The organism is Caulobacter zeae, assembly GCF_002858925.1.
GTDB lineage: Bacteria > Pseudomonadota > Alphaproteobacteria > Caulobacterales > Caulobacteraceae > Caulobacter > Caulobacter zeae.
The window spans coordinates 61,427-77,430 of the sequence record NZ_PJRS01000020.1 but is presented as its reverse complement, the minus strand read 5'-3'; the positions used below and the strand labels follow the sequence as shown (position 1 = coordinate 77,430).

Annotated in this window: 10 protein-coding genes; 5 read left to right on the top strand and 5 right to left on the bottom strand. The window is 66.9% G+C overall.

Annotated elements, in window-relative coordinates; all coding sequences use genetic code 11:
- Window positions 1-38: 38 nt before the first annotated feature.
- Window positions 39-701 carry a M23 family metallopeptidase gene (locus tag SGCZBJ_RS11075; protein ID WP_101718063.1) on the top strand — a complete coding sequence of 221 codons (663 nt, stop codon included), beginning with the start codon at window positions 39-41 and terminating at the stop codon, window positions 699-701.
- A gap of 40 nt (window positions 702-741) precedes the next feature.
- On the opposite strand, the gene SGCZBJ_RS11070 is transcribed toward SGCZBJ_RS11075, so the two are convergent.
- The 5 genes from SGCZBJ_RS11070 to SGCZBJ_RS11050 all read right to left on the bottom strand — a co-directional run bounded on the left by SGCZBJ_RS11070 (window position 742) and on the right by SGCZBJ_RS11050 (window position 11,519).
- The gene (locus tag SGCZBJ_RS11070) at window positions 742-1,725 is read right to left on the bottom strand and encodes an isoaspartyl peptidase/L-asparaginase family protein (RefSeq protein ID WP_101718062.1); all 984 of its coding nucleotides are present in this window, start codon (window positions 1,723-1,725) and stop codon (window positions 742-744) included.
- 201 nt (window positions 1,726-1,926) lie between these two features.
- The gene (locus tag SGCZBJ_RS11065; protein WP_240621479.1) at window positions 1,927-4,773 is read right to left on the bottom strand and encodes a TIM-barrel domain-containing protein; all 2,847 of its coding nucleotides are present in this window, start codon (window positions 4,771-4,773) and stop codon (window positions 1,927-1,929) included.
- Window positions 4,774-4,826: 53 nt separating this feature from the next.
- Window positions 4,827-6,428 (bottom strand): DUF5597 domain-containing protein, encoded by a 1,602-nt coding sequence (locus SGCZBJ_RS25860; RefSeq protein ID WP_420808158.1) that lies wholly within the window; start codon window positions 6,426-6,428, stop codon window positions 4,827-4,829.
- A gap of 613 nt (window positions 6,429-7,041) precedes the next feature.
- Window positions 7,042-8,556: a tryptophan halogenase family protein gene (locus SGCZBJ_RS11055; RefSeq protein WP_101718059.1), complete on the bottom strand. Its 1,515-nt coding sequence runs from the start codon at window positions 8,554-8,556 to the stop codon at window positions 7,042-7,044.
- A 116-nt stretch (window positions 8,557-8,672) separates the two neighbouring features.
- On the bottom strand, window positions 8,673-11,519 hold the full coding sequence (locus SGCZBJ_RS11050; RefSeq protein WP_101718058.1) for a TonB-dependent receptor: 2,847 nt from the start codon (window positions 11,517-11,519) through the stop codon (window positions 8,673-8,675).
- A 404-nt stretch (window positions 11,520-11,923) separates the two neighbouring features.
- Here SGCZBJ_RS11050 and SGCZBJ_RS11045 point away from each other — a divergent pair, with 404 nt between their 5' ends.
- From SGCZBJ_RS11045 to SGCZBJ_RS11030, 4 genes are read left to right on the top strand one after another with little or no spacing between them, the layout of a single operon-like run.
- Window positions 11,924-12,865 (top strand): 2-dehydro-3-deoxygalactonokinase, encoded by a 942-nt coding sequence (locus tag SGCZBJ_RS11045; protein WP_101718057.1) that lies wholly within the window; start codon window positions 11,924-11,926, stop codon window positions 12,863-12,865.
- A complete protein-coding gene (locus SGCZBJ_RS11040; RefSeq protein WP_101718056.1) occupies window positions 12,852-13,472 on the top strand; it encodes a 2-dehydro-3-deoxy-6-phosphogalactonate aldolase in 621 nt (206 codons plus the stop codon). Before SGCZBJ_RS11045 ends, SGCZBJ_RS11040 begins: the two co-directional genes overlap by 14 nt.
- A gap of 49 nt (window positions 13,473-13,521) precedes the next feature.
- The gene (locus SGCZBJ_RS11035; RefSeq protein ID WP_101718055.1) at window positions 13,522-15,096 is read left to right on the top strand and encodes a sodium/sugar symporter; all 1,575 of its coding nucleotides are present in this window, start codon (window positions 13,522-13,524) and stop codon (window positions 15,094-15,096) included.
- On the top strand, window positions 15,087-15,998 hold the full coding sequence (locus SGCZBJ_RS11030; protein WP_101718054.1) for an SMP-30/gluconolactonase/LRE family protein: 912 nt from the start codon (window positions 15,087-15,089) through the stop codon (window positions 15,996-15,998). The genes SGCZBJ_RS11035 and SGCZBJ_RS11030 overlap by 10 nt, the downstream gene beginning before the upstream one ends.
- The last annotated feature ends 6 nt before the right edge of the window (window positions 15,999-16,004 follow it).

Below are 16,004 nucleotides of genomic sequence, written 5' to 3'. Positions count from 1 at the left end.
AACGCCCCACGAGGTGAAACGATCCATAGGATGGCGAAATGCATTTTCCGGCGCTGAAGAAGCTTCCTCCCCAGGCGCGGATCGCCCTGGGTCTGACGGTGCTCTTCGCGCCGATGGCGGGTCTGGCGATGGAAAACCCGCACGCGAACCGGTCGGCGCGGCCGGCGGTGCAGACCCTGCTGAACAGGCTGGACGAGGCGCCGCCCCAGCCCGTGCGCATGGAGACGGTGTGGAAGGGTTCCGACGTCGACGGCGACGGCGCGCCCGACTTCGCCAACCCCACCGGCGCGGCCCCGCGCGAGTATGACGACTTCGGCGACGGCGCGTTCGGCGCCCGCCGCGACGGCGGCTCGCGCAAGCACGAGGGCGTCGACTATGTCGCGGTCGCCGGCCAGGCCGCCAAGGCCCCGATGTCGGGCTACGTCACCAAGATCGGCTACGCCTACGCCGACGCGCCGGACCTGCGCTTCGTCGAGATCACCAACCCGGCCCTCGGCTACGTCGCCCGCGCCTTCTACGTCGATCCCGACGTCGAGGTCGGCCAGACCATCCGCCTGGGACAGGTGATCGGCACCGTGGCCAGCCTGCAGAAGCATTATCCCGGCATCACCGACCACGTGCACCTGGAAGTCATCAAGCCCGGCGGCCGGCGGATCAACGCCGCGGCCCTGATCCAGCCGAAGCTGGTGGCGGCGGCGTAACAAACCTCCCCCACAGGGGGAGGTTCCTTTGATCCGCGCCCTACTTCTCGTCCGCGTAGATCGCCGTACCCCGCCCCTTGGCGCTGGCCCAGCCCCGGTACATGCCCGAGCTGTTCATCGGAAAGGCGACCTCGCCCTTGGCGTTCATGGTGATCATGCCGCCGTCGCCGCCGATGTCGCCGATGGCCTTGATCGTGGCGTCGCCGGCGGTCTTGAGGTCCTCGCCCTTCCAGGCGATGCGGGCGCAGACCTGGTGGGCGGCGCTGGTGCGGATGAAGTATTCGCCAGACCCGGTCGCCGAGACCGCGCAGACGCCGTCCTGGGCGTAGGTTCCCGCGCCGATGATCGGGCTGTCGCCGATGCGGCCCCACTTCTTGCCAACCATGCCGCCGGTCGAGGTGGCGGCCGCCAGGTGGCCCTGGGCGTCGATCGCCACCGCGCCGACCGTGCCGTAGAGGTGGGTCGGATCCAGCGCCGCCTTCTGCTTGGCGCGCCAGGCCTCCAGCTGCTTCCAGCGCTCCTCGGTGCGGAAGTAGCCGGGATCGACCTGCTCCAGCCCCTGCTCGACCGAGAACCTGTCGGCGCCCTCGCGGGCCAGCATCACGTGCGGCGACTTCTCCATAACCGTCCGCGCCAGGCTGATCGGGTGCTTCGTACGGGTCACGCCCGCCACCGCGCCGGCCTTCAGGGTCGCGCCGTCCATGATCGAGGCGTCCAGCTCGTTCTTGCCGTCGGCGGTGAAGACCGCGCCGCGGCCGGCGTTGAACAGCGGATTGTCCTCCAGCACCTTCACCGCCGCCTCGACGGCGTCGAGGCTGGAGCCGCCCTTCTCGAGCACCGCCGAGCCGGCCTTGAGCGCCGCGTCGAGGCCGGCGCGATAGGCCGCGTCTTTCTCGGGCGTCAGGCTGCCGCGGTTGATCACGCCCGCCCCGCCGTGGATGGCCAGCGACCAGTCGCCGGCGAAGGCGGCCGGCGCGGCGGTCAGCGAGGCCGCGAGCGCGGCCGCGGCGATGAACTTGGACATGGAGCGGCCCTCTTCGGATTCGTCGCCGCCAAGGTGGACCGCCCATCCCCGCAAAGCAAAGCCCCGGCGCTTGCGGCGCCGGGGCTTATCAACTGTGCGTGGTCCTCGTCCTTCGACGAGCTCAGGATGAGGACCAAGGCAAGGGTCGTGCATTCAAGTTCCTCACCCTGAGCCTGTCGAAGGGCGAGGAACTTGCGCCCCTTACTTCCGGGCCAGCACCACCGGCTGGCCGTCGTACTCGACGGTCAAGTCGGCCGCGGCGTCGAAGTCGGTCGGCCTGGCGCCCTTGCCGATGAAGCGGACCTTGAAGGTGCGCTTTTCGACCATGCCCTTGAAGCCGCCCGAGCGGGCGCCGATGGTCACCCGGCCGGTGGCGTCGTCATAGGAGATCGGCGTGCGGGCCCAGGCGCCGCGGGCGTAGCCGTTGGACAGGCCGTCGTCTTCATAGAGCTCGTACCTGCCGTCCTTGCCGGTGAAGACCAGCAGGGTGATCGGCGCGTCGGGCTTTTCGCCGACATACTGCTGGACGACCGTGGTCGGCACGATGGCGCCGGCCTTCACGAACAGCGGCATGCGGGCCAGCGGCGCGTCGGCCTTGACCGTCTGGCCGCCCTTGAAGGCCTTGCCGGTCTCGAAATCGTACCAGGTCCCGGCCGGCAGGTAGACGCCGCGCGAGCGGGCCTTGAAGGCGGTGACCGGCGCGACCAGGAAATCCTGGCCGAACAGGTACTGGTCGTCGACGTTCCGGGCCTTGGCGTCGTTCGGATAGTCCATCACCAGGCCGCGCATCATGCTGCCGTCGCGGTGATAGGTGTCGGCCGCCAGGGTGTAGACGTAGGGCATCAGCCGGTAGCGAAGCTCGTCATACCAGGCCAGCGACTTGTAGATATCGCTGCCCTCGTCGGCGAGTTCGTAGATCTCGCGCAGCGGCAGCTCGCCGTGGCTGCGGAACAGCGGGCTGAAGGCGCCGAACTGGAACCAGCGCAGGTTCAGCTCCTGCCACTCGGCCCAGTGGGCGGGATCCTTGGTCTCATAGCGCTTCTCGACCGAGAAGCCGCCGATGTCGGTGGTCCAGTTGGGAATGCCCGACATCGACAGGTTCACGCCGGCCGAGATCTGGTCGCGGAAGTCGTCCCAGCGCGCCACCACGTCGCCGCTCCACACCGCCGAGGCGTTGCGTTGCAGGCCGCCGAAGCCCGAGCGGGTCAGGATGAACGGACGGACGTCGGGATTGTCCCTGATCTCGCCCTCGTAGACGCCGCGGGTGTGCTCCAGCGCGTAGCTGTTGAAGTATTCCGCGCCGGGGCCCAGCGCTGTCGGGCTCATGCGCAGGGTGCGCTCGGGCACGTCGACGTTCGAGTGCAGGTCGGGCTCGGAGGCGTCCATCCACCAGGCGTCGACGCCATAGACCTTCAGGTCGCGCTTGACCTGCTTCCAGTAGATGTCGCGGGCTTCCTGCGAATAAGGGTCGTAGAACGAATTCAGGTAGCCGGGACCGACCCAGTCAAGCGCGCCCTGCTCGATGTTGCGCTTGTACATGTGACCCTTGGCGTCGAGCTCCTTGAAGTTGTCCGTAGTCGGATAGAACTTCGGCCAGATCGAGATCATGAAGTGGGCGTTCATCCCGTGGATGTCGTCGACCATCTTCTGCGGGCTGGGGAAGCGCGTTTCGTCGAACTTGTGGGTGCCCCACTCCGGGTCTTTCCAGTAGCGCCAGTCCATGACGATGTTGTCGAGCGGCAAGCCGCGCTTACGGTACTCCTTCACCACGCCGACGATCTGGTCCTGGGTCTCGTAGCGCTGGCGCGACTGCCAGAAGCCGTAGGCCCAGCGCGGCATCATCACCGCCGAACCGGTCAGGTCGCGATAGCCCGAGACCACCTGATCCAGGTCGTCGCCGCCGATGTAGTAGTAGTCGATGGCCTTGCCGACTTCCGAGGTCAGTTGCAACGAATGGCGGTCCACCGCCGGCATCGGGTCGTTGTGCAAGAGGCCGATATAGCCGTCGTCGGGCGTCCACTCGACGCGCACCTTGTGCTTCTTGCCCGGCGTCAGCTTGGCGTCGAAGTTGTGGTACCAGGGGTTCCAGTTCTGGCGCCAGCGGTCGATGACCAGCTGGCCGTCCAGCCACACCTTGGCGTAGCCGCTGGAATAGAGCTTGAAATTGTGCTCGCCGGCCTTGTCGGTCTGGACGAAGCCGTCCCAGGTCACGGTCTGGCCCGGCAGGTTCTTCTTGGCGGCGTCCTGAAGTTCGGCCGGCCAGCCCGGCAGGTCCTTCAGGAAGCGGTAGTCGATGTCCTTCTCGACCCGCGTCACCTTCAGCTGGCCGTTCTGGTAGTATTTGGCCGTGAAGCCGCCGGCCTTGCCGTCGGCGTCGAAGACCTTCAGGTCGCGCGAGGCGACGTCATAGGGGACCGGATTGCCGAAACGGGTGATAGAGTTGTTGTCCCACAACAGGCCGTAGCCCTTGGACGACAGCAGCATCGGCACGGCGATGGCGCGGTTGTACTGCAGCAGCTCCACGTCGCGGCCATTGTAGTTCATCTGGCCGTTCTGGTGCTGGCCAAGGCCGTAGAAGGCCTCGTCCGTACCCGGATTGAACTGCTGGCGAACGCTGTAGAAGTCCTGCCCCTCGACCTTGACCGGCGTGAAGGCGCCGCGATCGCGCTCGGCCAGCACCTTGCGGCCGGCGGCGTCGAGGAAGTCGACCGTGCCGTCCTTCAGCGAGACCTGGGCGGTGGCCTTGGCGGTCTTCAGCGTCAGCACCCCGCCCTTCTCGTCGACCGTGAAGCCGCTGGTGACAGGCTTGGCTGTGACCATCAGGCTGGGCGGCGCATCGAACGTGTCGGTCGGCGAGGCGGTGACGTGGATGATGCGCTCGCCCATCACCTGCAGCCGCACCTTCTTGGCCGGACCCGAGGCGGGGGTGACGACCACGCCGTCGGCGGTCTTCTCGAAGCCGCCGTCGAGGGCGAAGGCGCTGGTCGAGGCCAGCAGGGAAAGGGCCAGGCCCACGGCCAAGCCGCGCCCTCGATAGATGCTGCGCATGTCGTTCTTCTTCCCTGTCGTCGTTGTTCTTGGTTCTTGGAGAAAGCGGCGACCTAGTAGGTCGCCAGCTTCACCTTCAGGATCTGCGGCAAGGTGGTCAGGTTCAGGCCGTAGTCGACCTGGTCGCCGTTCCACAGGCGGTCGAACACCCACCGGCCCGCCTCGTCGAAGTGGCCTTCCTCGACCCGCGAGACCATGAACCGCTCGTTTTTGGCCGCGCCGAAGGTCAGGCGAGCGCGGTAGCCGGTGATCAGGAACTCGTCGGGCGACAGCTGGGCGATCAGGGCGCCGGCGTCGGGGATCTCGCGGTCGGGCTGCTTCTCGGCCTTGGCCATCCAGGGAGCCTCGATCGAGCCGAACTGCCATTCGCCATAGGTGACGCGCACGTTCCAGCGGCCGCCCAGGTCGATGGTCTCGGGCTTGCCGCCCTCCTGCTCGCCCACGCCCCAGACCTTGCCCTCGTAGGACAGGCGGGCCCACTCGCGGGCCATCGGCGACAGCAGGCGGTAGTGGACGGCGAAGTTCTCAAGCGTCTTGGCGTCGACCGTCTTGGCGCCCAGCGGGTAGTTGGAATAGCCGGTGAAATCGAGGCCGAACGGCGCGAAGCCGATGCCCTGATGGCCCAGCACGTCGTAGATGTAGCGGGCATAGGCCTTGTCGCTGCCGATCTCGGGCACGAACAGGGCGTTGTCGGGCCGGCCGTATTGCTCCAGCGTCTTCCGGACCTTCTCGCTCTCGCGCATGTAGATGTCGGGCGCCAGGGCGTCGATCGACGGCGCGGCGGCCTTCCAGACGTCGAGCACATTCCAGGTCGGCCCGCCCGACGAGTAGGTGAACGGGTCCTGGTCATTGAAGGGGTCGCGCAGGGCGGCGTTGACGTACATCGGCAGCGGCAGCACCTGCTTGCCGGCGGCGGCGATCTCGTCGACATAGCGGCCGATCGACCAGGCATAGAAGAACTCGTCGGCGTCCTTGCCGAACACCTCTTTCCAGGTCCCCGGCTTCTTGTTCATCGCCTTGACCAGCTCCTTGGGAACCTGGCCGTCGAAGATCTTCTGGGCGGTCGGCGAGAAGTCGCGGATGGCGCTGTAGGCCCCGACCTCGTTCTCGGGCTGGACCATGATCACGGTGTGGTCGGGATCATTGGCCTTGATGAAGCGCATCAGCTCGACGAAGGCCTTCTTGTCGGCCTCCAGCGTCGCGCGGAAGTGGGGCGACAGCGAGTTCTTGACCTCGCCCTTGCCGTTGACCAGGCGCGGGAAGCGCTTGTTGTCGAGCTTGACCCACTCCGGAGCGTATTGCGGGCCGTTGTTCTTCCAGGTGGCGAACCACAGGATGACCAGCTTGGTGTCGTTCTCGCGCGCCTGCTTCAGCAGCAGGTCGAGATAGGAAAAGTCGAACTTGCCCTCGACCGGCTCGATCTGCTCCCAGGCGATCGGGATCTCCAGGGTGTTGGCGTGCAGGGCCTTCACGGCCGGCCACACCTTGGGCATCTGAGAGGCGTAGTTGGCCGCGTTATTGGCCTGGACGCCCAGCATCAGGAACGGCTTGCCGTCGACCAGCAGGGCGTGCTTGCCGTCCTTGGTCACCAGCTTGGGCAGCTGGCCTTGCGCGAAGGTCGGCGTGGCGACGGTCAGGCTGAGGATCGCTCCCAGGGCGGCGAAGCCCTGCCGGCCCCACTTGGGCTTCCAAGAAGACGTCACGCGAGAACCTCCATGCTGGCGAGCCGGCCTGAACCTATGCCTGCATCGATCGCCCGCGGCGGAAAGTAAGCGCTGTCATATGGCATCGACATGCCGCTCGCCTCCTCCCGATCCGGCGGTCGCGCGAGAGACTTTCAGCCCCGCCAACTCGTTACCGCTACCATTCTTATAAATAGGACAATTAGCCGAGGCGGCCGCGATTGCAACCGGTTTTCACGGCGCTGCTTCGGGCGCGCCCGCCCGGCAAATCTTTGTAACAATTGCACAAAAGGCAAAAAAATCCGCGCATCGCCCGCAGGAGGCGATGCGCGGTTGAAAAGACTCGCGCGAGACCGGGGAGGTGGTTCGCGCGGCGCGCTGGCGAACTTCGCGAGAAGATCGCACGGCCGAACAGTCGCTTTCACGACCCCGGCGCCACGGTCAGATATGTATAATCATACAAATGAATGCGCAAGGGTTTTGATAGCGTTATCAGCCCATTTTTTTGCGCCGTGGCGGTTCAGAGCGGCAATGCCGACCGCAAAGACGGCCGCCACCGGGCATGGCGTCGGCGCCCCCTCCCCGATCAGCCGATCGGCGCCGCCGCGCAGTGACGGGCGATGAAGGCGTCCTGCGTGGGCATCGACTGGGCCGTATGCCGGATCAGCGCCCGGCGATGCTCCATCAGCTTGCGCAGTTCCGCCTCGGGGATCCGGTCGGCCAGCGGATCGTAGGCTTCGGGCACGACGCCAAGGCCGTTGTAGATGGCGATCCAGCTGGGCCGGCCAAAGCCGTCGCCCTCGTGGATCGCCACGTGGCCGCGCGCCTTGTAGAGCGCGATCTTGGCCCGCAGGCTGTCGGGCAGCTCGACCTCGCGCACCTGCCGCCACATCGGCTCGTCGCGCTGGTTGATGCAGTAGTGCAGGATGATGAAGTCGCGGATGCGCTCGTATTCCTGGGCCGAGACGCGGTTGAACTCGTCGGCCAGCAGCGGGTCGCAGCGGCGGTCGGGGAAGAACTCCAGCAGACGCGCGACGCCGTTCTGGATCAGGCTGATCGAGGTCGACTCCAGCGGCTCCAGGAACCCGCCGGACAGGCCGACGGCCACCACGTTGCGGTCCCAGAACTTCCTGCGACGCCCGGCCAGGAAGCGCAGTTGGCGCGGATCGTCCAGCGCCTGGCCGTCCAGGTTCTCCATCAGGGTGCGGGCCGCGCGCTCGTCGTCGACGAAGGCGCTGGAATAGACATAGCCGTTGCCGATCCGGTGCTGCAGCGGGATGCGCCACTGCCAGCCGGCCTCGCGGGCGGTCGAGCGCGTGTAGGGCGTCAGGCCGTCGCCGCCCAGCTTGCAGGGCACGGCGAGCGCTCGGTCGCAGGGCAGCCAGCGCGACCAGTCCTCGAAACCGGCCTTCAGCGCGCCTTCGATCAGCAGCGCCCGGAAACCCGAGCAGTCGACGAAGAGGTCGCCCTCGACGCGGCGGCCGTCCTCCAGCACCACCGCCTCGACGAAGCCGTCCTCGCCGCGCAAGGCGACGTCGACGATCTTGCCCTCGGCGCGCATGACGCCCCGCGCCTCGGCGTAGCGACGCAAGAAGGCCGCGTAGAGCCCGGCGTCGAAATGGTAGGCGTAGGCGTAGTCGTGCAGCGGCGAGCGCGGATCGGGGCTGGGCGGGATGAAGCGGTTCAGCGCCGCCGCCGCGGTCGGCAGCGACCAGTCCTCGAGACTGCTGGGATCGCCCAGAGCCCTCAGCCGCCGCCACAGCTGGTGGGCCTGGACGGCCTCGTGGTCGGTGCCGAAGTCGCCGAAGCCGTGGAAGTAGCGATGGCCCACGCGGCCCCAGTCGCGAAAATCGATGCCCAGCTTGAAGCTGGCCTGGGTAGCGCGGATGAACTCGACCTCGTCCAGGCCCAGGGTCTGGTTGAAGTTGCGGATGGTCGGGATGGTGGCCTCGCCGACGCCGACCGTGCCGATCGCCTCGGACTCGACGACCTCGACCGACACCGCGTCGTCGACCAGCAGCCGACTGAACGCCGCAGCCGCCATCCAGCCGGCGGTGCCGCCGCCCACGACCACGACCTTGCGAATGCGCTGGTCCACCACGTCTCTCCCCTGGGGCCTGTTCGAAGGCGCGCCCCAAAACACGAAAGCCCTCCGACGGCCCCGACCAGCATGTGGTCCGGATCGTCGGAGGGCCCTCGTTCCTAAGTCAGATCAGCTTAGAAGCTGGCGCGCAACGCCACGGCGACGCGACGGTCGGTCTCCACCCAGTTGTAGGGGGCGACGCGGTCGGGGTTGCCGACCTCGAGCACGGTGCGTTCCTTGAGGATGTTCGTCGCCTGCACGCCGATCTTGTACTGCTTGTTGATGCTGTAGAAGATCGAGCCGTCCAGCTGGCCGTAGTCACGCGACCAGACCGGGGCGTTGACGTTGGCCGCCGAGCTGGTCAGCAGATAGCGCTGGCGCCAGTTGTAGGCCAGGCGGGCCGAGATGCCGTACTTCTCGTACATCACAGCCACGTTGTAGCTGCGCGACGACATGCCTTCGAGCGGCAGGGCGGCGTTGTTGGCGGCGCCCGTCTGGTTGCCGTCATCGACATCGGCGGCGGTGTTGCGGCCACCCTCGTTGTCGATGAACGTGTAGTTGGCCTGCACGCCCAGGCCCGACAGCGCGCCGGGCAGGAAGTCGTAGAACTGCTGGTAGCCGATCTCGAAGCCCTGAACCGTGCCCTTGTCACCGTTGTAGTAGCGCATGACCTCGAAGTCGAAGGTCTGGCCGTTCGAGGTGTAACGCTCGGTGCCGGTGTCGGTGAAGATGTAGTCCTTGATGTTCTTGCGGAAGACCGCGAACGTCAGGCTGCCCGTGGGGGCGAAGTACCATTCGGCGCTGAGGTCGAACTGATCCGACTTGATCGGGCGCAGGTTCGGGTTGCCGCCGGTGCCGGTGGCGCCGTTGTAGACCGTGGTCGTGCCCGAGGTGGTGAAGTCGAAGCCCAGCGCCGTGTAGGGCTGAAGTTGCGACAGGGTCGGGCGGACGATGGCCTTCGACGCGGCGAAGCGGACTTGCAGCTGCGGCGTGACGTGCAGGCGCAGGTTCAGGCTCGGCAGGACGTCGGTGTAGTCGGACTTGGTGCTGCCCGTGACGATGGTGCCGCCGGCGGCGAAGGCCTTGGCGGCCGCGCAGGTGGCGCTGGTGATCTCATCGCAGGTCGGCGACGAGGGCACGATGCTGCCGCCGTCGGCCGAAGCCTCGGTCTTGACCACGCGGACGCCGATGTTGCCGTCCAGAGGCATGTTGCCGAACAGGTTGTCCGAACCGAAGCGCAGCAGGCCGTAGCCGGCGTAGGTCTTCTCGTTCTGGGTGTTGTCGTTGGCGTCCAGGAACGAGGTCACCGGCGACCAGCCCCAACCGGCCGTCTCGGTATTCTTCAGCAGGTCGTAGGCGTGCTGCGAGCCGTTGGTCACGACGCCGGCGACCGGGAACCAGGCCACGCCGGGAACGCGCACGTCGCCGCCGAAGAAGTTCTTGAAGGTGTAGAGCTCGGTCAGGTTCGGGGTACGGCTGTCATTCAGGTAGACCGGCGTGCCGCCGCCCCAATACTGGGCGCTCAGCAGGCTCCAGTTCCAGCCGGACTCGCGGGTTTCGAAGTCCTTGTCGGTGGCGCGGACGCCGAAGCGGAAGCTCTTCAGCCAGCCGTCTTCCGGGAAATCGTAGGTCACGTCGAGGCGGGCGGCCTTTTCGGAAGCCTCGCCCTCGTCGATGTGGTCCATCGCCGCGCCCCAGTAGTACTGGTCCTTGACGTAGGTGTTGTTGCCGCCGAGCGTGGTGACCGTCGGCACGCTGGTGCCCAGGTTCCAATTGACGTCCGGCAGGTCGCCGTCGACGCCGGCCACGTCCTGCAGCTGGGTGAAGACGGTCAGGCTAGAGGTCTTCGAGGTCGACTTCACGTATTGCAGGTCGCCCGAGATGGTCCAGGCGTCGTTGACGAACCACTTGCCGTTCAGGGCGATGTCGCCCGTCTTCTTGTGGCCTTCGCCGGCGCGGGTGTCGGCGGTGTACTGGGCGTCATAAACGGTGCCGCCGGTGAACACGCCGGCCGAGTTGTAGGTGTAGCCGTTGGCGTTGGTCTGGTTCATCGTGTTTTCCACGAGAACCGCGCGCTCGATGTCCTTCGGGTCAGCCTTGGAGCCCATGGCCTGCAGCGAGAACTCGAACTTGTCGTTCGGACGCCATTGGGCGGCGAAGGCCAGCGACTGGCGCTTCTGTTCCCAGTCGACCGAACGCCAGCCCATGGCCTTGGGCACGTAGACGGTCTTGCCGTTGACGGTCATCGGGTCGTAGCGGTCGACCGAGATGCTGTTGGTGCGGTTGCCGACGCTGCCGTAGCTGTAGGCGATCAGGGTGCCGAACTCGCCGAACTTGGTGTCCCAGCGGTCGCTGGCGATCACGTTGCCCGAGTAGTAGCCCTTCTTTTGCAGCTCGCCGTAGTTGTAGTCGCCCGAGAAGGCCAGCAGGTGGCCCTTCTGGTCGAACGGCAGGCGGGTGCGCAGGTTCACGGTGCCGCCGATGCCGCCTTCGATCATGTCCGACGACGGGTTCTTGTAGACGTCGACGCCGGCCAGCAGGTCGGCCGACACGTCTTCGAAGCTCAGGCCGCGGCCGTTCTTGGCCGAGAAGATGTCACGGCCGTTGGTTTCCGAACGCACCCACGACAGGCCGCGAATGGCCACGCCGCCGCCTTCCGCGGCCATCCGGGCCGGGTCGCGCGCTTCGTTGGTGCGTTGCAGGGTGATGCCCGAGATGCGCTGCAGGGCTTCGGAGACCGAGCGGTCCGGCAGGGCGCCGATGTCGACCGCGGTGATCGAGTCGACGATCACTTCGGCGTTCTGCTTGATCTTCTGCGCGGACTGGATCTGGGCGCGCTGGCCGGTGACCACGACCTCTTCGACCTGGGTCTCCTCGGCCGTCGGCGCGGTCTGCGCCAGCGCTGTCAACGGAGCCACGGCGCAAAGCGCCAGGGCCGAAGCGCCGAACATGAAGCGATGTGAGTTATGAAGGCGTCGCATGCCTGTTTCCTTCCCCCGTGAGTGAATCCGCCCCGGCGTTCTCAATTGGCGCCGGTGACGTGCAGAGCGACCAATGCCCCGCACAATCTGATTGGTAGCTATAGTCATATAATTGTGGTCATCAAGACAAAATTGATAGCGCTATCATTTCCACTAATGGCCGCGCCCTTTCGGCCACAGGCGGGGGCTTGCCAGCCCTAAACTCCTAGGTGAAACAATGGTCTGACCACATCTGCAGGAGGCTGGATCACCCTGTCGTTTGCACCGGTCATTATTATATTATAAATGCCTTGTGACCCGGCCTGGAGCCTCTCGCCGGGCGCGCGTTTAGGGATGAACATGACGCAGGCTGACCACTCCGCATGGCTTCACATGGGAAGCGCTCGCGTCGGGGGAGCCTGCTGATGGTCGCGTCCGATCCCTCGATCACCATCTTCGGCGACTGGGGCACCTCGCGCCTGCGCCTCTACCTGCGCCAGGGCAAGAGCGTGCTGGACCGTCGCGACGGCCCCGGCATCGGCTCGCTCAGCGCCTCGCCCGAGCAGATCTTCCTGGACCTCGTCGGCGACTGGCGCGAAGCCGGTCCCGAGACGATCCTGCTGTGCGGCATGGTCGGCTCGCGCAACGGCTGGGTCGAAGCCCCCTACGCCCCCTGCCCCGCCGACGCGGCGGCGATCAGCGAGCGGCTGGTCAAGGTCGAGGCCCAGGGCCTGACCGTCTCGATCGTGCCGGGCCTGTCGTGCACCAACCCTCTGGGCGGTCCCGACGTGATGCGCGGCGAGGAAACCCAGATCCTCGGCGCCCTGGCGCTGAACCCGGAACTCAAGGTCGGCCGCCACCTGCTGGCCATGCCCGGCACCCACACCAAGTGGGTCGTGGTCGAGGACGGCGCGATCGCCAGCTTCCTGACCGCGCCGGTCGGCGAGATCTTCGCGGTGCTGCGCGAGCACTCGATCCTGGCCAAGGCCGCCGCCGGCGACGCCCCTGCAACGCCCGAAGGCTTCGACCTGGGCCTATCGCGGATCACCGACAAGGGCGCGGCCCTGCTGCCCCACCTGCTGTTCGAGACCCGCAGCCGCCAGCTGATCGACGGCCTGCCCAAGGCAGACGCCATGGGCTTCCTGTCGGGCCTCTTGATCGGCGCCGACGCCGCCGGCGCGGCCGGCTGGTTCGGCCAGCTGGGCAAGGTCGCCCTGATCGGCGCCCCTGCCCTGAACGCCCTCTACGCCAAGGCCATCAAGGCCGCCGGCGGCGACAGCTTCGAGATCGACGGCGACGCCGCCGTGCTCGCCGGCCTGTCTTCCCTTTCCTCCTCAATCACGCGTGATGCCCATGTCCTTGCCTGACGCCCCGCCCATCGTCGCCATCCTGCGTGGCGTGAAGCCCGACGAGATCGTCGAAATCGCCGGCGCCCTCGTCGACGCCGGCATCGGCTATATCGAGATCCCGCTGAACTCGCCCGAGCCGCTGGTCAGCATCGGCAAGCTCTGCAAAGCCTTCGGCGACAAGGCCCTGTGCGGCGCCGGCACCGTCCTGACCCCGCAGGCGGTCGATGACGTGGCCGCGGTCGGCGGCAAGCTGATCGTCACCCCCAACATCGACGCCGACGTGATCTCGCGCGCCGTCGAGCTGGGCCTGACCGTCATGCCAGGCTTCTCCACCCCGACCGAGGCGTTCGTCGCCGTGAAGGCCGGCGCCAAGGCCCTGAAGCTCTATCCGGCCGGCTCGTTCGGCCCCGGCCACCTGAAGGCCGTGCGCGACGTGCTGCCCAAGGACATCGAAATCTACGCCGTCGGCGGCGTCGGCGCGGCCAACCTCAAGCCCTGGCTCGACATCGGCGTGGCCGGCATCGGCGTCGGCGGCGAGCTCTACCGCCCCGGCTACACGGCCGCCGAGGTCGGCGAGCGGGCCCGCGCCCTGGTGGCGGCCTGGACTGCGCAGACCGCCGGCTGAGCCGTCTTACCGTCATAACAAAGAGCAGCCCTAAAGGGGGGAAGCCCACGTGACACTAGCAACCATCGACCTCGCCATCCTGGCGATCTATGCCGTGGCGATCTTCGCCTTGGCGCAGTGGGTTTCCCGCGACAAGGGCGGGCACAAGAAGGACTCGACCGACTACTTCCTCGCGTCGAAGGCCCTGCCCTGGTGGGCGATCGGCGCCTCGCTGATCGCCGCCAACATCTCGGCCGAACAGATCATCGGCATGAGCGGCTCGGGCTACGCCATCGGCCTGGCCATCGCCTCTTATGAATGGATGGCGGCCCTGACCCTGCTGATCGTCGGCAAGTTCTTCCTGCCGATCTTCATCAAGAACGGCATCGTCACGATGCCGCAGTTCCTGGAGCAGCGGTACGGCCCCAGCGTGCGGACCATCATGGCCGTGTTCTGGCTTGGCCTGTACGTCTTCGTGAACCTGACCTCGATCCTGTGGCTGGGTTCGATCGCCGTGCACACCGTGACCGGCATGGACCAGATGTGGGCCCTGGCGGCCATCGGCGTCTTCGCCCTGGCCTACCAGCTGTGGGGCGGCCTCAAGGCCGTGGCCCTGACCGACATCGTGCAGGTGGCCCTGCTGGTGGCCGGCGGCCTGATCATCGCCTGGCTGTCGCTGGACAAGATCGGCGGCGCCGGCGGCGTCGTGGCCGGCTTCAACCACCTGACCACCCAGTTCCCCGACCACTTCGACATGATCCTCGACCGGGCCAGCCCGCACTACAAGGACCTGCCTGGCCTGTCCGTCCTGTTCGGCGGCCTGTGGATCATGAACATCAGCTACTGGGGCTTCAACCAGTACATCATCCAGCGCGCCCTGGGCGCCAAGGACCTGCCGGAAGCCCAGAAGGGCATCGCCCTGGCCGCCTACCTCAAGCTCCTGATGCCGGTCATCGTGGTGCTGCCGGGCATCGCCGCCCTGGTGCTGGTCGACGGGACCATCAAGCCCGACCAGGCCTATCCGGAGATGATGAAGCTGCTGCCGCCCGGCCTGCTGGGCCTGGTGTTCGCCGCCCTGGTGGCCGCGATCGTCGCGTCGCTGGCGGCCAAGATCAACTCGATCGCCACCATCTTCACCCTCGACCTCTACGCCAAGCTCAAGCCGGGCAACAGCGAACAGCACCTGGTGCTGGTCGGCCGCGTCACCGCAGTCGTGGCCGTGATCATCGGCATCCTGACCGCCAAGCCGCTGCTGGGCGGCGCCGAGCAGGCCTTCCAGTTCATCCAGGAGTTCACCGGCTTCTTCACGCCGGGGATCGTCGTGATCTTCATCCTGGGCATGTTCTGGAAGCGGGCCACGACCGCCGGCGCCCTGACGGCCGCCATCGGTTCGGCCGTGCTGTCGGCCATCTTCTGGTGGCTGCAGGAGCAGGCGATCTTCACGATGCCGTTCATGAACCGCGTCGGCGTCGTGTTCCTGCTGAGCCTGGCCGCCGCCGTGGTCGTCTCGCTGGTCGCCCCGCAGAAGAAGGACGTCAACGTCGTCAGCCTCGAGGGCGTCTCCTACAAGACCACTACCGGCTTCAACATCGCCGGCCTGGGCGTGATCATCATCCTGATCGCGCTGTACGCCACGTGGTGGTGATTTCCAGCCAGCAGCCGGCCGCGATCATCGCGGCCGGCGACGTGCTCGGCGAGGGGCCGGTGTGGGACGCCGGCCGCCTGCTGTGGACCGACATCCAGAGCCGCCGCCTGCGCGCCTTCGACCCCGCCAGCGGCGCGGTCGAGACCTTCGCCGCCCCCGAACGCATCGGCTCGATCGCGCTTCTGCCCGACGAGGCGAACCGGGTCATCGCCGCCTTCGAAACGGGCCTTGGCCTGTTCGATCTGGCCTCTGGCCAGGTCGAGTGGCTGCACCGCGTGGAAGCCCATGCCAACGGCCGCCGCTTCAACGACGGCCGTGTCGACCGCGCCGGGCGCTTCTGGGCCGGGACCATGGTCGAGGACGAGGCCATCCGCCATCGCGCGGAAGCCAGCGTCTGGCGCCTGGACCACGCCGGTGACTTCACGCCCCACTTCGGCGGCGTGCAGATCGCCAATGGCCTGGCGTTCAGCCCCGACGGCAAGACCGCCTATTTCTCCGACAGCCCGCTGCAGACCATCTTCGCCTTCGACCTGGACGAGGACGGGACCCTCTCCAACCGCCGGGTCTTCGCCGAGGTGACCGAGGGCTACCCCGACGGGGCCACGGTCGATTCAGAGGGTTGCCTGTGGAGCGCCCGCTGGGCCGCCGGAACCGTCGTGCGCCACGCGCCCGACGGCCGCGTGCTGGAGACCCTGCACGTGCCGGCCAGCCAGCCGACCTGCGTGGCGTTCGGCGGCGATGATCTTCGCACGCTGTACGTCACTTCGGCCCGCGACGAGCTGTCGGAAGACGAATTGGTCAGACAACCGCACGCAGGCGATGTATTCGCGTATGACGTGACCGTTCCGGGTCTGCCCGAACCACGATACACAGGGGCGATTCGTTTCGCGACCAACGTATAGAAAAGA